Source organism: Rahnella sp. PAMC25559 (assembly GCF_050632365.1).
Taxonomy (GTDB): Bacteria; Pseudomonadota; Gammaproteobacteria; order Enterobacterales; family Enterobacteriaceae; genus Rahnella; species Rahnella rivi.
The window spans coordinates 1,984,044-2,003,609 of the sequence record NZ_CP192543.1 but is presented as its reverse complement, the minus strand read 5'-3'; the positions used below and the strand labels follow the sequence as shown (position 1 = coordinate 2,003,609).

The following is a 19,566-nucleotide window of genomic DNA, read 5'->3' as shown; positions in this document are numbered from 1 at the left end:
GAGATTACTGGTTGTAAGCATTTTCGCCGTGGCTGTTGACGTCCAGACCTTCACGTTCCTGTTCTTCAGGAACACGCAGACCGACCAGCATATCAGCTACTTTATAAGCGATGAAGGCAACAACACCTGACCAGACCAGCGTAACGCAGACGCTGAAGAACTGCACCCAGACCTGATGACCCATGGTGACGCCTTCTGCATAACCCACGCCGCCCAGTGAGCTGGAAGTGAATACACCGGTCAGCAGGCAGCCTACGATACCGCACACGCCATGCACACCGAATACGTCACAGGTGTCATCAACACGCAGCCATTTTTTCAGGGTAACCACACCCCACAGACCGGTGGCACCACCGACCAGACCGATAATCAACGCACCACCCACGCCGACCGTACCACAGGCTGGTGTGATGGCAACCAGTCCCGCGATGGCACCGGAGCTTGCACCAAGCAGAGAAGGTTTACCGCGAACCATCCACTCTACAAATGTCCATGACAGGATTGCGCCAGCAGTTGCGATAACGGTATTGAGGAAAGCCAGAGCCGCAATTGGACTTGCTGCGCTTGCTGAACCGGCGTTGAAACCGAACCAGCCAACGTAAAGGATCGCCGCACCTGTGAAGACCATTGGCAGGTTGTGTGGCTTGAATGCTTCTTTGCCAAATCCTGCACGTTTACCTAACAGGTAGGCACCGACCAGACCCGCGATGGCGGCGTTAATGTGAACCACCGTACCGCCGGCAAAGTCCAGCGCACCGTCTGCTGCCAGGAAACCACCCGCCCAAACCATGTGAGCCATCGGAATGTAGGAGAAGGTCAGCCAGATCACAGTGAAAATCAAGACTGCAGAGAAACGTACACGTTCAGCGATACCGCCCACGATCAGCGCCACGGTGATACAGGCGAATGAACACTGGAACGCCACGTGAATCATCTGCGAGAAGGTGCCGGTGACCGAATCAAGGCCGATGCCTTTCATCATCACATTACCGAAACCGCCGAAGAACGCGTTGCCTTCGCTGAAGGCCAGGCTGTAACCGTAGAGGATCCACAGAACGCAGACCAGCGCGAACGTCACGATGACCTGAGTCAGCATAGATAATACGTTTTTAGAACGCAGTAAGCCGCCGTAGAACAGCGCCACACCGGGCACGGTCATAAACAGCACCAGTGCAGTACAAATCATCATAAAGGCATTGTCAGCACCGTTAGCGGCTGCTGGCGCTGCTGCCATGGCAAGCGAAGGCAACAATGCAACCGCGCCAAGCCCCATCATGGATAAAAGTTTTTTCATTAGTAGCCCACCCCTGTTCTCAAAACTGTTTTTCTAAGCTCTTTTATCTCAACTCTTCATTCAAAGAGATGAACCTGAAATTACAGTGCTGCTTCGTCGGTTTCACCGGTACGAATACGGATAACGCGTTGCAATTCAGCAACGAAAATTTTGCCGTCACCAATTTTCCCGGTGTAGGCCGCTTTGCTGATCACGTCGATCACTTCATCAAGCTGATCGTCAGCGATAGCAATATCGATTTTTACTTTTGGCAGGAAGTTCACGCTGTACTCTGCACCGCGATACAGTTCAGCGTGACCTTTCTGACGGCCGAAACCTTTAACTTCCGTTACGGTCAGGCCCTGAATTCCAACAGCAGACAGCGCTTCGCGCACGTCTTCCAGCTTGAAAGGTTTGATCACCACAGTAACCAGCTTCATTTTGCCACTCCTCGAATTAAGGGCTTGCCGCGGAAAAACCGCGCCCGATACGAAATGGATAAAGCAAAGGCTGTGCCAGAGTTGAAATTGCAGAGAGATTCGTTTGATTACCGCGTAATACGGCATTTTCAGATTATTCGTGATGAGGCGCACACTTGGCCGTTCACATCATTATCATGACGCGCGCACCAATAAGGTGCCGACCGCTGCTTTTTAGTGCAGTGACATCACGCCCAGAGACTTGATGCCAGATGAAGGTGCAGGCCAGAAGAAAGGTGCGGGGAAATCGGAAGAAAAAACCACCCCAACGCGGTGCGCTATGCTGCGTTGAGGCGGGTATCAGGCGTTTTGCGTCGCTGGCGTAGCCTGCTCCGCTGAGGCAAGTTCCTGACCGGCAAGCTGTAGCTGATACATCTGATAATACCGGCCTTTTTCAGCCAGCAGTTGCAGGTGATTGCCCTGCTCCACTGCCTGACCACGATGCAATACCAAAATGTTATCCGCATCGACAATCGTCGAAAGACGATGGGCGATCACCACCAGCGTCGTTTGCTGTCGGATGGCCCGAAGTGCACGCTGGATCGCCTGTTCAGTACCTGAGTCGATATTGGCTGTTGCCTCGTCAAGGATCAAAATCTCCGGGGCCTGCACCAAAACGCGCGCCATGGCCAGCAACTGTTTCTGACCCACCGAGAGATTATTTCCCTGTTCGCCGAGGCGAGTGTTTAAACCTTCCGGCATTTCACGAATAAGAGGCGAAAGCTGCACAATATCCAGCGCGTGCCAGACTTGCGCTTCATCGATATCGCGCCCTAACGTGACATTGGCGAAAACCGACTCAGCCAGCACCACCGGATCCTGCTGAACCATCGCAATCCCTTTACGTAAGCTGGCGTGCGAGAGATCGGAAATGTGACGGCCATTAACCCGGATCTCTCCTTTATTGAGCGGGTAATATCCCATCAGCAAATTCGCCAGCGTACTTTTGCCGCTACCCGTATGCCCGACCAGCGCAACGAAACCTCGCGATGGCACATGCAGGGATATATTTTCCAGCACCCATTTGTCCGGCAGATAGGCAAAACTGACGTCTTTAATGTCTATCTCGCCGCCGGTAAGTCTTTTGTCGTCAGCCCCGTATTGCTGCTGGGTTCGGTCCATCAGGTCAAAAATTCGCTCACCCGCGACGACGGCCTGCTGAAGAATCGACTGCTGCGAGGTCAGCTCGATCAAAGGCTCGTTCAGACGCCCCAGATAATTGATGAAAGCATAGAGAACACCGACGCCGACTGAACCTTCTGCGCTGAATCCGAACAGCAGTAGCAATCCGCACAGAATTAACGAAGAGAACAAACTGAGCAATGGTCGCAGAAGAAAGCCTTCCAGCCGGAGCGTTTGCATACGCGCCAGATAATGCGACTGACTGGCACGGGTCAAACGTTCGCCAAAACGCTTTTGCTGGCGGAACTGCTGGATGACGTTCATGCCGTTAATGACTTCGTTGAAACCGTCATTGATGTCCGCCAGATAGCTCCGGACTTTACGAACAATCGGGGTACTGTAAATCTGGTACAGCCCCATCACGACGAAAACCGCCGGGAAAATGCATATCGCCACCGAGGCCAGACGCCAGTCGAGGCTGAACATTGCCACCAGCATCGCGCCGATCAACGCAATACTGCGCAATACGGTCGAGACGACGGTCACGTACAGATCGCGGATCACTTCAGTATCATTTGTGACACGAGAAATCAGTTGCCCTACGGGCTGGGTATCAAACGCACTCAGCGGCTGGCGCAGTGCAGCATCCATCACATCGGTACGCAAACGCTGAACCACGCCCACTGCGGCCCGGTTAAAAAGCAGCGCCTGGAAATAGTGCAATCCGGCAGCCAGAAACTGCAGCAGGATAAAGCACAGTGCCAGCAGACTGATTTTGTCCCACGGCATTTCGCCTTTGGCGACATAGTGGTCGATAAAGAAACTGATCAGAATCGGCCCGGTCACCTCTGCTGCTGCCGCAATCCACAACATCAGCACCGCGACAGAAAGAGGTTTTCTGTAAGGCTTGCCATAGACCAGCAGGCGCTTCAGCGTCGGCCACATCTTTTGAATTTTACTCACTTTTTGCTCAGCCACGTTGTTCCGGCTCCTGTTCCTGCGGTACATCGTCCAGTGCGGCTTCCAGTTGCTGATAACGGAACATATCGCGATACCATCCTGACTCAGCGGCAAGTTGCTCATGGCTTCCGCGCTGGGAAATACAGCCGTGGTTAAACACCAGAATCTCGCTGGCTTCAGTCAGTGCGGAGAGACGATGGGCACTGATGATCACGGTGCGGTCGCTGCCCCACTGACGCAGGTTGTGCAGGATCTGATGCTCTGTCCTGCCATCAACTGCTGACAATGCATCATCGAGGATCAGAATTTCCGCTTTCAGCAATAGAGCACGGGCAATAGAAATTCGTTGCTTCTGCCCGCCAGAAAGCATCACTCCGCGTTCTCCGACCTCTGTTTCATAGCCGCCGGGTAAACGCAGAATATCGTCATGAACGCTGGCAAGCCGCGCCGCTTCCTCGATCTCTTCCCGGCTGGCCTCCGGACGTCCCAGCGCAATATTTTGTGCGACGGTGTCAGAGAACAGGAAAGGGGTCTGGCTCACAATCGCCAGACGTGCGCGCCAGTCATCCAGGCGGATCGTTTTCAGCGACAGGCCGTGATAAAGCACATCCCCTTCAGTGACATCAAACTGTCGCTGAAGCAGCGACAGCAAGGTACTTTTACCGGAACCTGTCGGGCCGCACAGACCGAGCATTTGCCCAGGTTGCAGGGAGAACTTCACAGAGGACAAGGCCGGATGCGTTGTGTCGGGATAGTGGAAATCCGCAATATTTGCTTCAAGTACAGCACGTCCGGCAGGCAGAGGCGCAGTACCATCCACGACACTGGGCGCTTCCTCAAGCAGGCTGCGGATGCGGCTGTAGGCGGCACTACCGCGTTCAACGATATTGAACATCCAGGCCAGCGCCAGCATCGGCCAGATCATCAACCCGAGATACATGACAAAACTGGTTAACTGCCCGAGTGTCAGATGCCCGTTAACCACCATCCAGCTACCACCGCCGATAGCCAGCAAATTAGCCATGCCAATCGAGACATAAATAGTCGGGTCAAAACGGGCATCAACACGCGCCACACGCATGTTTTTCGCACCGGTATCCGCGGCCACATCAGCAAACTGGGAAGACTGATGGTTCTCAAGGCCGAAGGCTTTAATCATACGAATACTGGTCAGGCTTTCCTGCGCCTGATCGTTTAATGAGGAAAAGGCAGCCTGCGCGGTTTTAAAGCGATGATGAAGTTGGTCGCCGTAGCGTTTAATGATAATTGCCATCACCGGCATAGGAACCAGCGACAGCAGCGTCAGCTCCCAGCTGATTTGCGTCGCCATCACGATAAGAACAGCAAGCCCCATGACCAGCGAATCAACCAGCGTCAGAACGCCTTCGCCTGCGGCGAAAACCACGCGATCGACGTCATTGGTTGCCCGGGCGATAAGATCACCCGTACGGTGGCGTAAATAGAAGGCCGGATGCTGACGGCTGAGCTGCCGGAAGAAATCCTGGCGCAGTTCAACGGCCAGCTGATAGGACGCACCGAACAACAGCACGCGCCAGACGTAACGCAGCAAATACACCACAATTGCCGTGGCGACCATGAGCCCAAGCCACGCAAACAGTACGCCGGTTGACATCGTTTTGGTCGTGACGCCATCAATAATGACACCAACTAGCTTAGGCGGTATCAATTGCAGAATGGCAATGATAATCAGCAAGGCAACGGCACCCAGATACCGGCGCCATTCACGTCGGAAGTACCAGCCTAATTGGGCGAACAATCTCACGCAGTGATTTCCATACAAATAATAATGATGATTTTATTGAGAAAAAGCGCCCGAACCAGGCTTCTTTTCTCATCAGGCGACAAGGATAACAGAGTTAACTGGCGATTCTGATGAAACTTTTTACTGTAACTTTTGCATCAAATCGGCAATGCGGTGGTGGATTTTATGCGTTCCATCGCAAAACTGGAGGTCACATCATTCAGCCCTGGAATGCCGTTCACAAGTCGCTTGTAAAAGTTATCGTAGCTTTTCATATCGGACACCTGCACCTGCAGTAAATAGTCATATTCACCGGCCATCCGGTAGAAACCCAGCACTTCAGGAAATGCCTCAACCTGCTGAACAAAGCGCTGGTACCACTCGCTGTTGTGATGCTGAGTTTTGATGAGCACAAACGCCGTCAGGCTCAGCCCTAGCCGATCGCCGTCCAGCAGGGCCACTTTCCCGCGAATAATGCCGTCATCCTCGAGGCGCTTAATCCTTTTCCAGCACGGCGTGGTGGTGAGATTGACCGCATCTGCCAATTCATTCAGAGATAATGTGCAATCTTTCTGCAACAGGGAGAGCAATTTAAGGTCAATTTTGTCTACCATACCGGCCTCCGGGAGGAAATTTTTCTATTAAATCTTATCTTCGTGGGTTAAAGGGTAACTTATTTCTCCGGGAGTTACGTTATTCTTGTGTGCATCAAGACACTTTTATGAGCCTGCATCATGCGCAATTCCTGGGTTAGTCACGCTATTAAAGAAATCGACGCCGATTTTCAGCGTTCCGCCGATACACACCTGATTCGCCTGTCACTCAACGACTTTCCCGGAATTTCACTGTATCTGAAGGACGAAAGTACCCATCCTTCCGGCAGCCTGAAACATCGCCTTGCCCGCTCTCTGTTTTTGTACGGTTTGTGCAACGGGTGGATACGTGAAAACACGCCTATTGTGGAAGCTTCTTCAGGCAGCACCGCCATCTCTGAAGCCTATTTCGCACGCCTGCTGGGATTGCCTTTTATCGCCGTGATGCCTTCTTGCACTGCTCCGCGAAAAATCCAGCAAATTGAGTTTTACGGTGGCCGGTGTCACTTCGTCCAGAACTCGGGGCAGATCTATGCCGCATCCGAACAACTCGCCCGTGAAATGAACGGGCATTACATGGATCAGTTTACCTACGCAGAGCGGGCAACCGACTGGCGCGGGAACAATAATATTGCTGACAGTATTTTCCGTCAGATGTCGCATGAGCCGCATCCGATACCGCGTTATCTGGTGATGAGCGCGGGAACCGGCGGCACTTCCGCAACGCTGGGCCGCTATATTCGCTATCAGGGGCATGATACGGAACTGGTGGTCGTTGATCCGGAAAACTCAGTATTTTACGATTATTATCAACAGCGTGATGCCAGCGTCACTGCGCAATGCAGCAGCCGTATTGAGGGGATTGGCCGCCCTCGCGCCGAGCCATCGTTCATACCAAGTGTCATAGACGACATGATGCGCGTGCCTGATGCGGCCAGCATCGCGACGCTTCACTGGCTTGAGAAGGTGCTGGGGCGTAAGGTCGGTGGCTCAACCGGTACCAACGTCTGGGGTGCGCTGCAACTGGCTACGCAGATGCGTGAGAGAGGGGAAACCGGCTCCATCGTCACCCTGCTCTGCGACAGCGGCGAACGTTATCTGAATACATACTTCGATGAGAGTTGGGTAGCGAAGAATATCGGGGACATTTCACGATACGCACAGCAACTGGAAGGACTAAGTTAACTCCGCGTTAAATACGTCGTAAGAAAGGAAAAAAGCCGGGACAGATGACCCGGCTTGCTGCAAAACCTTAATATTCGGGGGAATAGGTGAGGTTTGGTGTGTGCAGCCAGTGTTGCAAAAAGTGAGACACCGCCTGATGACGGCAATGCCCGATAATTTGTAAGTGCGGCGACTTCTCTTTCAGAACGGGTAACGCGTTCCCCATAATCAGCCCCATCCCGACGCCCTCGAGCATTTCCTTGTCGTTCATGGCATCTCCAAACGCCATACACTCTGACATGTTGATCCCCAGACCGTCCGTCAGCAATGCAAGCGCGCTGCCTTTGTTGCTGCCTGCGGGCTGCACATCAAGACAATCCATCGCAGAGAAACATAAATCGATGCGCGGGCCAAAGTGAGCTTCGAGCTGAGGCACCAGCGACAACAACACGTCATGCGGGGCGCAGAAACACACTTTGCTGTTACCCGAATCCGGTAATAAGCGCAGATCCTGTAACTGATAGCGAAAGCCACTGAACTGATGCGGAATGAGTAAATCCGGATCGTCGAGAGAAGTGAACCAGCCGTCATCGCGGAAAACATGCACACTGGCTGGCGTGTCCCACGAGGTATGCAGTAATTCGTGCGCACAATCCTCGGGTAAATCGCTGGCGTGCAGCCGGTGGCCACTGAGATCATGAATACGGGTACCGTTGCCGGTGATGAGATAGCCATCCAGCCCGATGTTAGCAAGAATATCTTTCATTTCGAGATAATGACGCCCGGTGGCAAAGGTCAGCGTTACCGGCTTTTCAGCTAACTGCCGCAGCGTGGACAACGTTTTGTCGCCCAGGGTGTGATCAGGTAAAAGCAGCGTGCCATCCATATCAAATGCAGCTAAACGGTACATATTTCCTCTCTGAGCGGCGTTGTTTTCACCCGCAAAGTATGGACTGAGATTTACGGAACTAATAGTGAACACTTTATGAATACTGTTCCGGTTTTAGCTCACACTTTGGTTTTTTACTTCAGGTCTGGTCGCGTCAGCTGGGATATGCTGAACAGGAAAAATTCACCCTACTCCTGAGGTTCCGTATTTACCGTGCGTCTGCAAAATCGGCTTAATCAGTTTCAGCGTCTGTACCTGAAAACCGGATCGCATCTGGCTCAATTTACCGTGGCAGAATTGGCAGAGATCTTCTGTTGCAGCGAACGCCACACCCGAACGCTACTGATGCACTTTCAAAATGCCGGCTGGATCCGCTGGCAGTCGCAGGCTGGTCGCGGAAAACGCGCATCGCTAAGCTGCCTCAAAACACCGGAAGAGTTACGCGGAACGTATTTACAGGAATTACTGAAAAAGGGTGAACATTCTGCCGCGCTGCAACTGAGCCAGCTGGATCCTTCGCATCTGAATACCCTGCTCGCGCCGCATCTTGGCGGCCAGTGGCAGGAAGATGCGCCGACGCTGCGCATTCCCTATTATCGCCCTCTCCAGCCTTTAGATCCGCTGACGCTTACCGGCCGCGCTGAACAACACCTGGCGCATACCATACATGCAGGTTTAACGCGCTTTATCCCCGGTGATACCTCACCGCAGCCCAATTTGGCGCATCACTGGCACGTCAGTAATGACGGAAAAACCTGGCAGTTTTTTCTGCGCAGTCAGCTTTTCTGGCATAACGGTGAACCGTTAAAAACCACGCAACTGGTCGCACGCTTTCAGCAACTTCGCGAGTCAGCACGCGGTAAACATAATCTGGCGTCAGTGGTGACATTATCTCAGCCTCATGCGCTGTGTTTGCAGTTCGATCTGGATAAACCGGATTACTGGCTGGCACACCGTTTTGCCGACCTCAATTGTCTGCTGGCTCATCCGGACGACCCGCATATCGGCGCCGGACCGTTTCGCCTGACCACCTTCACCCCTGAGCTTATCCGCCTTGAGCAACACACCTATTACCCTTTACAACATCCCTATCTGGCCGCTATTGAGTTTTGGATCACTCCACAGCTTTTTGCTCAGCGGGACAATGTCAGTTGTCAGCATCCGGTCAGAATTATTCTTGGCGAACAGAACGAGCTTTCGCAGGTAAAACCCATCCGGCGAAGCACCAGTCTTGGTTTTTGTTACATTGCTACTAACTTGCGACGCGGCGTGCTCAGTGAAGCACAGGCGCAAAAAGTCATCCGAATTATCCAGCGCAGCGGCATGCTGGATAATCTGCCGATCGATCATGATCTGGTGAAAGCCAGTAAAGAAATGCTGCCCGGCTGGCCGATCCCGGTTCACGACCATATGGATGTTCAGCTGCCTGAAACTCTGCGTCTGCTTTACCATCCGCCCGTAGAGTTTGAACTGGTGGCTCAGGCGTTACAGGAAAAGCTGGCGGAAGAAGGTTGTGCGCTGGAAGTGGTTTATCACGCGGGCCGGTTGTGGGAAGACGGCGAATTACTGGAATCGGCAGATCTGCTGCTGGGCGACCGGCTGATCGGTGAATCTCCGGAAGCCACGCTGGAGAACTGGCTGCAACAGGATCCGTTGTGGCCGGGGATTTTGCGCGAAGAAGATCTTATCTTGCAGCAAGGACGATTGAGCCATATTCAGCAAATCCCGCAGGAAAACAGGCGGTCTGAAGAACTGCGCGATCATTTTTATCAGTGGATGGTGCGCAGCATTATTACACCGCTTTTCAACTATCAGTATCAGGTGAGCGCGCCGCCACGCATCAGCGGCGTTCAGCTGACGGCATGGGGCTGGTTCGATTTCTGTCAGGCGTGGGTTCCGCCGCCGTTGCAATCTGAAAATGACTGAAGCAGCTGTTTCGCTACACTACGGCGGCAAAGGTAAGTACCATGAGCGTGATTTTGCTGCCCGATGCGCGGTCAGTTCAGTAAACAGGAAATCAGAATGAAAAGAGCAGTGGTGGTTTTTAGCGGTGGACAAGATTCAACAACCTGTCTGATTCAGGCTTTGAAAGAGTATGACGAAGTACATTGCGTCACTTTCGATTACGGTCAGCGTCATCGTGCTGAGATTGAGATCGCGCAAAAACTGTCAGTGCAGTTGGGCGCGCGTGCCCACAAAGTGCTGGATGTCGGTTTGCTCAATGAACTGGCGGTCAGCAGCCTGACTCGCGATAACATTCCCGTACCGGGCTTTGGTGAAGAAACTGAAGGCGGTTTACCCAGCACATTTGTACCGGGTCGCAATATTCTGTTCCTGACACTGGCGGCCATTTACGCTTATCAGATCCAGGCAGAAGCGGTCATTACCGGTGTGTGCGAAACCGATTTCTCCGGCTACCCGGATTGTCGTGATGAATTTGTCAAAGCGCTGAATCATGCAGTGTCTTTGGGTCTGGCGCGCGATGTGCGTTTTGAAACCCCGTTGATGTGGCTGAATAAAGCCGAAACCTGGGCGCTGGCAGATTATTATCAACAGCTTAGTCTGGTTCGCCATCATACTCTGACCTGTTACAACGGCATCGCCGGTGACGGGTGTGGAGAGTGTGCCGCCTGCCACCTGCGCGCCAACGGTCTTCAACAATATCAGCAAGATCAGGCGGGCGTGATGGCCAGTCTGAAAAAGAAAACCGGTCTGCGTTAAAGTACCTTACGGATAACCGCGGGCAGCCATTTCGCTGCCCGCGGTTATGTCAGTCATTCATGACTGGCCGCGTCATTTTCCAGCTCAAGTTCACGTAATCTTTCCAGCAACTCACCTTCCAGCGGCAAGGCCTTTTGTGTGCGTAAATCAATACACACGAAGGTCAGCGTAGCATCCGCCACGACATCGCCCTCACGGGTCACCACCTGCTCAATGACCCCGCTGCGACCATTCAGCTGCTGAAGGCTGCTGTCGATGCGTAAAACATCCCCGAGCACCGCAGGCTTGCGGTAATTGATGTTGATATTTACCACAATGAAAGCAATGTTGTTTTGGCTCATCCACTGGAAGCCGGACTGATTGTCCAGCCATTCCCAGCGGGCGGTTTCCAGAAACTCCAGATAACGTGCATTGTTAACATGCTGGTAAACATCGATGTGAAAACCACGAACTTTAATAAACGTATGCATAGTGATTAAAAAACTCCTGCGTCTCGCCTGAGGTACAAACCAAACTGGTCAGATGTCTTAAGAGATTAGCAGAAGAAAACGGCGGCAACCGTTAAGGGTTCGCCGCCGCGACATCCGTCACAATTTCAGACGGTCCTTGTTACGTTCAAACAGTGCAGCGCCAATACCCGGCACTTCGCGAAGCTGTTCAATATCAGTGAATTGCCCGAGCTCTTCACGGTAGCTGATAATGGCCTGCGCCTTCTTCATCCCTACACCGTTCATCGCCCTGGCAAACTCTTCCGCTGTGGCCGTATTAATGCTGACGGTGGTGTCATCAGCCACCGCGGCCTGCTCTTTTTTCACCTGCGGACCCGCCACTTTCCCCGCCGTTGTTGCCGGTGCCACTGATGTCGTGGCTACAGTACCGGATGCATTGGGTGCGGCCTGTAACATCACAGGCAACGTTGAAAGCCCAAGAGCCAGAGCGAGAGAGAGTGATGTAATGCCTAGTTTTTTCATGCTGTATCCTCCATGTGTTTGACAGCACGGAGAGAGTGCATCAGGAATAAAAACCGGACAATGGGCAACTTTCAGATGTGGAAAAGGCCGCGAAAGCGGCCTTTGTTTGTTGCAACGCGTTGCAAAACTTTGCGGCGTTTACTGGTTTTGTGCAGCAGAACCGAACTTGATTTTTGCTTCCTGACGCAGGTTTGTCAGCAGCGCATCAAAGGTCACGTTTGAGGAGGTTTGTTGCATTTCCTGCGCAAAACGTGCGGCATCCGCTTCCGGCACAGCACCCGGGGTAACGGCAGTGAGTTTAATCAACACGCTGTTCCCTTTTGGATCCTGAGACAAGCCGTAAACGGCCTGGTCTTTCTGTGGATGCGGCAATGCGAAGACATTTTCTTCAAAAGCAGAAGGCTGCTGGCTGCGCTGTACTTTCTGCACATCACCAAAGCTCAGACCTGCGGCTTTCATTGCGTCATCGCCTTTACCCTCTTTCAGGGCTGTCAGCAGTTTCTCGCCTTCCATGCGTGCCTGATCTTGTGCTTTCTGGCGTTTAACCAATGTAGTCACCTGATCTTTCACTTCAGCAAAAGGCTTAACGCCTTCGGCTTTGTGCGCATCGACGCGAATGACAAACGCACGATCGCCATCAACAGTAATGATGTCAGAGTTACTGCCAGGAGCACCGTCCTGACCAATCAGACCACCTTCAAAAATCGCCTGCACAACAGGTTTGAAGTTGATGCCTGCCGGGATTTGATTCTGAGTGAACCAGTCAGTGTGTACCGCTTTCACACCGGCAACTTCTTCAGCCGATGCCAGAGACTCGTTGTCGTTCGTCGCGGCTTCACTGACTTTCTGCTGCAGCGCATAGTAAGAATCCAGTGACTTCTCTTGTTTGAGCTTATCAATGATGCTGGCGCGCACTTCAGTCAGAGGCTTAACCTGTTCAGGTTTGATGTCTTCAAGACGCAGGATGAAGAAACCATTGTCCGATTTAATCACACCGGAAACCTGACCTTTGGTGGTCAGATTGGCGCTTTTGAATTCTGGCAATGTGGTTTCAGGTTCCATCCAGCCTAAATCCCCACCCTGCTTCGCACTCAGTGCATCGGTAGATTTAGTTTTCGCCAGTTCTGCGAAATCAGAACCGCTTTTAAGTTGGGTAGCGACCGCATCAGCGTCAGCCTGAGTTTTCAGGACGATTACGCTGTAACGACGACGTTCAGGCTGGCCAAACTCGTTCTTATGCTGGTCGTAATACGCGCTGATGTCGGCATCAGTCACGTCGGCTTTACCCTGCATGGCCGCGGCATCCATTTCGATGTAGCTGACTTTCACCTGCTCAGGGGACAAGAAGTTATTCTTGTTTTGGTCGTAGAACGCCTGCACTTCTGCATCAGTAACTTGTTGCTTAGCGGCCAGCGTGTCTGTGTCCAGCGTTGCCGTATGCACGTCACGGGTTTGCAGGATCAACGCGCCGAGCGTTGTGCTTTCAACAGGCAGAATAAAGTCAGTCTGACCGTAGGCTTGTTCGAGCTGCTGGCTGATCAATTGCTGTTTCATTAACTGAGCAAAATTATCTGCGCTGTAACCCATGCTCTGGATGCTTTGCAGGTATTTGGCGTTGTCGAAACGGCCATTAGTCTGGAATTGTGGGGTCGCAAAAATCGCGTCTTTGATCTGCTGGTCGCTGACGGCAATGCCGAGCTTTTTGGAATACTGATCCAGCAAAGTGACGTCAATCAGGTTGTTCAGGGATTCCTGGCGCAACTGCTGCATATAACCATCGCTGCCCGCCAGCGCAGAGAATTGATCTCCAAGCTGTTGCTGCAGTCGGCTACGCTGGTTTTGCACTGCTTGTTCCAGCTGTGCACGACCGATTTCCTGACCATTCACTTTCGCTGCATAGTCGCCTGAACCGCCGACCAGGTAGTTGCCCACCCCTGTCAAAATAAAGGACAGAATAATCAGGGCCAGAATGATTTTGAGCACGACGTTATTGGACGCCGCGCGTAAATTGTCCATCATAGTGAGGCAACACTCCGCTGTAATAAAAAAAGCGCACCGTTTTCGATGCGCCTTGTATCTTACCTTACCAGCCCGGTGACGTCAGGTTATTGTTTAACAACCAGACCTGAGTAAACAGGCATCAGTGATGCGCTTCACACAGATTTGACGTCAGCCCTTCGGGTAATTAGCCGTTAACGGCATCTTTCAGCGCTTTACCTGCACGGAAGCCAGGTACTTTAGCTGCTGCAATGCTGATTTCTTTACCGGTCTGTGGGTTACGGCCGGTACGCGCTGAACGTTCACGCACTGAAAACGTACCAAAACCTACCAGAGCGACTTCTTCCCCAGCTTTCAGGGTATCCGTCACAGATGCAAGAACAGCATCCAAAACACGTCCCGCTGCGGCTTTAGAAATATCAGCACCGGCAGCAATTTTGTCGATCAATTGTGACTTATTCACTCTTTTCATCCCCTCTTAAAATTCTCTCATCACGCCGAATTTCCCTTCGGACGTGACCGCGCTGCTGTTATATCAATCTTGTCAGGGCTATGCAAGCGACTGAAAGCAGCCTGAAACCTTCTGACCGTTGACTAACTTAACGGCACAAAAAAAAGCTGGCAAGTGAGATTTCACCTGCCAGCCTGAGTTTTATTCAACTGTGTAAGTCGACGTCACTATTTTGCCGCTACCGGTAATGCACCGTAAGCTGGATTTTGCAGTGCAAAGTTCAGAACATCATCAATGCGCTTAACCGGATGGATCTCGAGGTCTGCCAATACGTTCGCTGGAATTTCTTCCAGATCGCGTTTGTTATCGTCAGGGATCAGCACCACTTTGATACCACCACGGTGTGCAGCCAGCAGTTTCTCTTTCAACCCACCGATTGGCAGAACCAGACCGCGCAAGGTGATCTCGCCCGTCATCGCCACGTCGGCGCGAACCGGGTTACCCGTCAGACAAGACACCAGTGCGGTACACATTGCAATACCGGCACTCGGACCGTCTTTCGGCGTCGCCCCTTCAGGTACGTGAACGTGAATATCACGTTTTTCGTAGAAGTCAGGGTTGATGCCCAGTTTGTCAGCTCGTGCACGCACAACCGTCAGCGCGGCCTGAATGGATTCCTGCATCACTTCACCGAGAGAACCGGTATACGTCAGCTTACCTTTGCCCGGTACGCAGGCCGTTTCGATAGTCAGCAGCTCGCCGCCCACTTCGGTCCACGCCAGACCCGTCACCTGGCCTACACGGTTTTCGGTATCCGCACGGCCATAATCGACCTTCTGCACGCCGAGGAAATCTTTCAGATTATCGCCGTTAATTTCAATGTGCTTGATGGCTTTATCCATCAGCAATTGTTTAACCGCTTTACGGCAGAGTTTAGACAACTCACGTTCTAAACTACGCACGCCCGCTTCACGGGTATAGAAACGAATGATGCCGATAATCGCACTGTCATCTACCGTCAGTTCGTTCTTTTTAAGTGCATTACGTTCGATCTGTTTCGGCAACAAATGCTGTTTGGCGATGTTCAGTTTTTCATCTTCGGTATAACCGGAAAGACGGATCACTTCCATACGGTCAAGCAGCGGTGCCGGGATGTTCATTGAGTTCGACGTTGCGACAAACATCACGTCTGACAGGTCATAATCGACTTCCAGATAGTGATCGTTGAACGCGACGTTTTGCTCAGGATCGAGCACTTCAAGCAGGGCTGAAGCCGGATCGCCACGCATGTCAGAAGACATTTTGTCGATTTCATCGAGCAGGAACAGCGGGTTTTTCACCCCAACTTTCGCCATTTTCTGGATCAGTTTGCCCGGCATGGAACCAATGTAAGTACGGCGATGACCGCGGATTTCCGCTTCATCACGCACCCCACCCAGCGCCATACGGACATATTCACGCCCTGTAGCACGCGCGATGGACTGACCCAGTGACGTTTTACCGACACCCGGAGGCCCTACCAGACACAGGATCGGCCCTTTGATTTTGCTGACGCGCGTCTGCACTGCAAGATACTCAAGGATGCGATCTTTAACACGCTCGAGGCCAAAGTGATCGGTATCCAGAACTTCCTGCGCTTTACGCAGATCTTTTTTCACTTTACTGCGGGCATTCCATGGCACCTGAAGCATCCAGTCGATATAACCACGAACAACGGTGGCTTCGGCGGACATCGGCGACATCATTTTCAGCTTTTGCAGTTCAGCTTCTGTTTTTTCACGCGCTTCTTTCGGCATTTTAGCCGCTTCGATTTTGCGTTTCAGCGCCTCATGCTCATCAGGCGTGTCGTCCATTTCGCCAAGTTCTTTCTGAATCGCTTTCATTTGCTCATTCAGATAGTACTCGCGCTGGCTCTTTTCCATCTGCTTTTTGACACGGTTACGGATGCGTTTCTCAACCTGTAACAGATCGATTTCCGATTCCATCATCGCCATCAAATACTCAAGACGCTCGGTGATATCAAACATTTCCAGTACGGACTGTTTATCAGCGAGTTTCAGGGGCATATGTGCAGCAATGGTGTCAGCCAGACGTGCAGCATCTTCAATGCTGTTGAGTGAAGTCAGCACCTCTGGCGGGATTTTTTTGTTCAGCTTGATGTAGCCTTCAAACTGATTAATCGCTGTGCGTACCAAGACTTCCTGCTCGCGTTCATCCACGGCAGGAGATTCAAGGTATTCTGCCTGGGCAGCAAAATGCTCACCACTGTCAGAAAGCGTGGTAATGCGTGCGCGTTGTAACCCTTCCACCAGCACTTTTACAGTGCCATCCGGCAGCTTCAGCATTTGTAATATTGAGGCAACCGTACCTACGGAGAAGAGATCGTTAACGCCCGGCTCATCGGTAGACGCTTCTTTCTGCGCAACCAGCATGATTTTTTTGTCGTGATCCATCGCGGCTTCAAGGCACCGAATCGATTTTTCCCTGCCAACAAACAACGGGATCACCATGTGCGGATAAACCACCACATCGCGCAGAGGCAATACGGGGATTTCTATGCGTTCAGAACGCTCAGGGTTCATAGAGCTCTCTCTTAGTTTAGCTTCCGCCAGGTTAAGGAAATCTCGTGAAACACGAGTCAGACGGGTTTCAGCAAGTCGTTAACTGAGTATATGGGGATGAATGTCCGACATTCAACGATAAGAATGTGCGAAAAAAAAATGGGGGACTAAATCCCCCATTTTGTGGCTAACTCTCTGGATAGTTTGGCTAATTATTCACCAGACGCTTGCTGCGCCTCGGGTTTGCCATAAATCATCAGAGGTTCTGACTGGCCCGCAATGACGGATTCATCAATCACCACTTTTTCCACATCGTCGAGCGACGGCAGATCATACATAGTATCCAGCAATGCGGCTTCAACGATTGAGCGCAGGCCACGGGCACCGGTTTTACGGTTCATGGCTTTTTTAGCAATCGCAATCAGCGCTTCATCGCGGAATTCCAGTTCAACGCCTTCCAGATTGAATAACGCCTGATATTGCTTAGTCAGGGCATTTTTCGGCTCTTTCAGAATTTGAATCAGTGCTTCTTCATTCAGTTCACTCAGGGTCGCCACCACAGGCAGACGGCCAATGAACTCAGGGATCAGACCAAACTTGATCAAATCTTCCGGTTCAGCCTGTGCCAGCAACTGACCTTCAGTGGCTTTTTGCTCTTTGCCTTTAACTTCAGCACCAAAACCAATACCGGTACTGGTGTTGATACGCTGACCAATCACTTTATCCAGGCCGGCAAACGCACCACCACAGATAAAGAGGATTTTCGACGTATCGACTTGCAGGAATTCCTGCTGCGGGTGCTTGCGTCCGCCCTGCGGCGGCACAGCGGCAACCGTACCTTCAATCAGTTTCAGCAACGCTTGCTGAACACCTTCACCGGACACGTCACGTGTAATCGATGGGTTGTCAGACTTGCGGGAAATCTTGTCGATTTCGTCAATGTAAACAATACCGCGTTGCGCTTTCTGAACGTCGTAATCACATTTCTGCAGCAGTTTCTGAATGATGTTTTCAACATCTTCCCCCACGTAACCGGCTTCGGTCAGTGTGGTGGCATCGGCCATAGTGAATGGCACATCCAGGAAACGCGCCAGGGTTTCAGCCAGCAGCGTTTTACCGCTACCGGTAGGCCCGATCAGCAGAATGTTACTTTTGCCCAATTCGATACCATTGCTGGTGTCACCATTGCGCAAACGTTTGTAGTGGTTATACACCGCCACGGCCAACACTTTCTTCGCAGGTTCCTGACCGATAACGTAATCGTCAAGGTGCTGACGGATTTCGTGCGGCGTCGGTAAAGCACTACGTTCGCGGTGTGGCGCGACTTCTTTAATCTCTTCGCGAATAATGTCATTACACAAATCGACACATTCATCGCAGATATACACTGACGGCCCGGCAATCAGCTTACGCACTTCATGCTGGCTTTTGCCGCAAAAAGAGCAGTACAGCAGCTTTCCTGAACCGTCTTTGCGCTTATCTGTCATCAGTAAACCTCTTCTCTAGTATCAGTCCCGCAGCATTACAATAACACTGCGACACGACCATATTACACAACAGCCGCATGGTGGCTGATGTCTGTTCATTCATGTTATGACTCACATCGGGCGGAAAAGTGTCATCTGTGATGTACTCTTTTTCCTTCACAGGAAAATATCCGCCCGGATAACCTCCGTATGAGTATAACTATAGACCATCAGCCCGGCACAATTGAGCCGTCAGGCGCGATGGGTAAATACGGAATCCACTAAACCGTACTGTACAGCCTCATCAGCAGACAGGAAACGGTCACGCTCTGTATCGCGCTCAATTTCTTCCAGTGTCTTGCCGGTATGTTTCGCCATCAGCTCATTCATACGGGATTTCACTTTCAGGATTTCTTTCGCATGGATCTCGATATCCGTTGCCTGCCCCTGGAAACCGCCCAGTGGCTGGTGGATCATCACGCGTGAGTTTGGCAGGCAGAAACGCTTACCTTCCGCACCCGCAGTCAACAGGAACGCGCCCATTGAACAAGCCTGACCCATACAAATTGTGCTGACGTCCGGCTTGATGAACTGCATGGTGTCATAAATCGACATCCCGGCAGTGATCACGCCACCCGGTGAGTTGATGTAAAGGTAGATGTCTTTTTCCGGGCTTTCTGCTTCCAGAAACAGCATCTGGGCAACAATCAGGTTAGCCATATGGTCTTCGACCTGGCCGGTCAGGAAGATGATGCGTTCCTTAAGCAGACGGGAGAAGATGTCGTATGAACGCTCGCCCCGTGAAGTTTGCTCAACCACCATGGGTACCAACGCCATGTTTGGTGCAAATTGCTCTCTTTCACCACTGTATGACATAACCGTCTCCTAATAGATTCTGTTTGGCGCTATTTAAAACCGATTCTACTTGAGATAGACACACATGACTATGCTCAAGCGGCCAAGTCGCCATTTACACGCCTGACGGTCGTTATCAGTCAGATTCTGACTACAAATTTACCTAAGTTCGTGTTTATCAATTGGGGGATTTAGGCCCCTTTTTCAAGCCTGCCGTGATAATTCTTTTCTTTCTCCCCCAATTTGAGCCGTTCACATCACTGTTGCTGATGACTATCGAACGTTTCTACGTAGGTTGTGC

At 51.8% G+C, this 19,566-nt stretch carries 16 protein-coding genes; 3 read left to right on the top strand and 13 right to left on the bottom strand.

Translation table 11 applies throughout. The annotated features are described in order from the left end of the window. Positions 1 to 4: 4 nt before the first annotated feature. The 5 genes from amtB to ACQZQY_RS10425 form a co-directional block, all read right to left on the bottom strand. Complete coding sequence (gene amtB, locus ACQZQY_RS10445) at positions 5 to 1,294, bottom strand: ammonium transporter AmtB (protein WP_056771114.1); 1,290 nt, start codon at positions 1,292 to 1,294, stop codon at positions 5 to 7. Between the two features lie 80 nt (positions 1,295 to 1,374). Continuing rightward, entirely contained in the window at positions 1,375 to 1,713 is a 339-nt protein-coding gene (gene glnK / locus ACQZQY_RS10440) for a P-II family nitrogen regulator (protein ID WP_009639071.1), read from the bottom strand. 339 nt (positions 1,714 to 2,052) lie between these two features. Further along, positions 2,053 to 3,882 carry a SmdB family multidrug efflux ABC transporter permease/ATP-binding protein gene (locus ACQZQY_RS10435; RefSeq protein WP_431297176.1) on the bottom strand — a complete coding sequence of 610 codons (1,830 nt, stop codon included), beginning with the start codon at positions 3,880 to 3,882 and terminating at the stop codon, positions 2,053 to 2,055. After that, positions 3,845 to 5,617, bottom strand: a complete 1,773-nt coding sequence (locus tag ACQZQY_RS10430) for a SmdA family multidrug ABC transporter permease/ATP-binding protein (protein WP_217204990.1) — start codon at positions 5,615 to 5,617, stop codon at positions 3,845 to 3,847. Before ACQZQY_RS10430 ends, ACQZQY_RS10435 begins: the two co-directional genes overlap by 38 nt. Before the next feature lie 137 nt (positions 5,618 to 5,754). Further along, positions 5,755 to 6,210: an Lrp/AsnC family transcriptional regulator gene (locus ACQZQY_RS10425; protein ID WP_056771107.1), complete on the bottom strand. Its 456-nt coding sequence runs from the start codon at positions 6,208 to 6,210 to the stop codon at positions 5,755 to 5,757. A gap of 120 nt (positions 6,211 to 6,330) precedes the next feature. On the opposite strand from ACQZQY_RS10425, the gene ACQZQY_RS10420 reads away from it, so the two are divergent. Then, positions 6,331 to 7,374, top strand: a complete 1,044-nt coding sequence (locus ACQZQY_RS10420) for a PLP-dependent cysteine synthase family protein (protein WP_431297059.1) — start codon at positions 6,331 to 6,333, stop codon at positions 7,372 to 7,374. A 67-nt stretch (positions 7,375 to 7,441) separates the two neighbouring features. On the opposite strand, the gene cof is transcribed toward ACQZQY_RS10420, so the two are convergent. Continuing rightward, a complete protein-coding gene (gene cof / locus ACQZQY_RS10415; RefSeq protein WP_122096006.1) occupies positions 7,442 to 8,263 on the bottom strand; it encodes an HMP-PP phosphatase in 822 nt (273 codons plus the stop codon). Between the two features lie 192 nt (positions 8,264 to 8,455). Here cof and ACQZQY_RS10410 point away from each other — a divergent pair, with 192 nt between their 5' ends. Both ACQZQY_RS10410 and queC read left to right on the top strand, forming a co-directional pair. Continuing rightward, the gene (locus tag ACQZQY_RS10410) at positions 8,456 to 10,168 is read left to right on the top strand and encodes an SgrR family transcriptional regulator (RefSeq protein ID WP_431297058.1); all 1,713 of its coding nucleotides are present in this window, start codon (positions 8,456 to 8,458) and stop codon (positions 10,166 to 10,168) included. A 96-nt stretch (positions 10,169 to 10,264) separates the two neighbouring features. Next, complete coding sequence (queC, locus tag ACQZQY_RS10405; RefSeq protein WP_122096122.1) at positions 10,265 to 10,963, top strand: 7-cyano-7-deazaguanine synthase QueC; 699 nt, start codon at positions 10,265 to 10,267, stop codon at positions 10,961 to 10,963. 53 nt (positions 10,964 to 11,016) lie between these two features. On the opposite strand, the gene ACQZQY_RS10400 is transcribed toward queC, so the two are convergent. The 7 genes from ACQZQY_RS10400 to clpP all read right to left on the bottom strand — a co-directional run bounded on the left by ACQZQY_RS10400 (position 11,017) and on the right by clpP (position 19,286). Next, positions 11,017 to 11,433: a YbgC/FadM family acyl-CoA thioesterase gene (locus ACQZQY_RS10400; RefSeq protein ID WP_183848808.1), complete on the bottom strand. Its 417-nt coding sequence runs from the start codon at positions 11,431 to 11,433 to the stop codon at positions 11,017 to 11,019. 117 nt (positions 11,434 to 11,550) lie between these two features. Next, positions 11,551 to 11,934: a ComEA family DNA-binding protein gene (locus ACQZQY_RS10395; protein ID WP_183848806.1), complete on the bottom strand. Its 384-nt coding sequence runs from the start codon at positions 11,932 to 11,934 to the stop codon at positions 11,551 to 11,553. A gap of 138 nt (positions 11,935 to 12,072) precedes the next feature. Then, positions 12,073 to 13,953 (bottom strand): peptidylprolyl isomerase, encoded by a 1,881-nt coding sequence (ppiD, locus tag ACQZQY_RS10390; RefSeq protein WP_431297057.1) that lies wholly within the window; start codon positions 13,951 to 13,953, stop codon positions 12,073 to 12,075. Between the two features lie 166 nt (positions 13,954 to 14,119). After that, positions 14,120 to 14,395, bottom strand: a complete 276-nt coding sequence (gene hupB, locus ACQZQY_RS10385) for a nucleoid-associated protein HU-beta (RefSeq protein WP_056771982.1) — start codon at positions 14,393 to 14,395, stop codon at positions 14,120 to 14,122. 215 nt (positions 14,396 to 14,610) lie between these two features. Beyond that, entirely contained in the window at positions 14,611 to 16,965 is a 2,355-nt protein-coding gene (gene lon / locus ACQZQY_RS10380) for an endopeptidase La (RefSeq protein WP_056771086.1), read from the bottom strand. A gap of 191 nt (positions 16,966 to 17,156) precedes the next feature. Next, positions 17,157 to 18,431 (bottom strand): ATP-dependent protease ATP-binding subunit ClpX, encoded by a 1,275-nt coding sequence (clpX, locus tag ACQZQY_RS10375; RefSeq protein ID WP_056771083.1) that lies wholly within the window; start codon positions 18,429 to 18,431, stop codon positions 17,157 to 17,159. A gap of 231 nt (positions 18,432 to 18,662) precedes the next feature. Further along, positions 18,663 to 19,286, bottom strand: coding sequence for an ATP-dependent Clp endopeptidase proteolytic subunit ClpP (gene clpP / locus ACQZQY_RS10370; protein ID WP_056771081.1), 624 nt, complete (start codon positions 19,284 to 19,286; stop codon positions 18,663 to 18,665). Positions 19,287 to 19,566 lie beyond the last annotated feature (280 nt).

Excerpts from the sequence above, each read along its gene's own strand:
- ACQZQY_RS10400 (WP_183848808.1), bottom strand. The coding sequence starts at position 11,433 with ATGCATACGTTTATTAAAGTTCGTGGTTTTCACATCGATGTTTACCAG.
- glnK (WP_009639071.1), bottom strand. The coding sequence starts at position 1,713 with ATGAAGCTGGTTACTGTGGTGATCAAACCTTTCAAGCTGGAAGACGTG.
- amtB (WP_056771114.1), bottom strand. The coding sequence starts at position 1,294 with ATGAAAAAACTTTTATCCATGATGGGGCTTGGCGCGGTTGCATTGTTG.
- ACQZQY_RS10425 (WP_056771107.1), bottom strand. The coding sequence starts at position 6,210 with ATGGTAGACAAAATTGACCTTAAATTGCTCTCCCTGTTGCAGAAAGAT.
- clpX (WP_056771083.1), bottom strand. The coding sequence starts at position 18,431 with ATGACAGATAAGCGCAAAGACGGTTCAGGAAAGCTGCTGTACTGCTCT.
- ACQZQY_RS10395 (WP_183848806.1), bottom strand. The coding sequence starts at position 11,934 with ATGAAAAAACTAGGCATTACATCACTCTCTCTCGCTCTGGCTCTTGGG.
- cof (WP_122096006.1), bottom strand. The coding sequence starts at position 8,263 with ATGTACCGTTTAGCTGCATTTGATATGGATGGCACGCTGCTTTTACCT.
- ACQZQY_RS10435 (WP_431297176.1), bottom strand. The coding sequence starts at position 3,882 with ATGTACCGCAGGAACAGGAGCCGGAACAACGTGGCTGAGCAAAAAGTG.
- ppiD (WP_431297057.1), bottom strand. The coding sequence starts at position 13,953 with ATGATGGACAATTTACGCGCGGCGTCCAATAACGTCGTGCTCAAAATC.
- queC (WP_122096122.1), top strand. The coding sequence starts at position 10,265 with ATGAAAAGAGCAGTGGTGGTTTTTAGCGGTGGACAAGATTCAACAACC.
- lon (WP_056771086.1), bottom strand. The coding sequence starts at position 16,965 with ATGAACCCTGAGCGTTCTGAACGCATAGAAATCCCCGTATTGCCTCTG.
- ACQZQY_RS10420 (WP_431297059.1), top strand. The coding sequence starts at position 6,331 with ATGCGCAATTCCTGGGTTAGTCACGCTATTAAAGAAATCGACGCCGAT.
- clpP (WP_056771081.1), bottom strand. The coding sequence starts at position 19,286 with ATGTCATACAGTGGTGAAAGAGAGCAATTTGCACCAAACATGGCGTTG.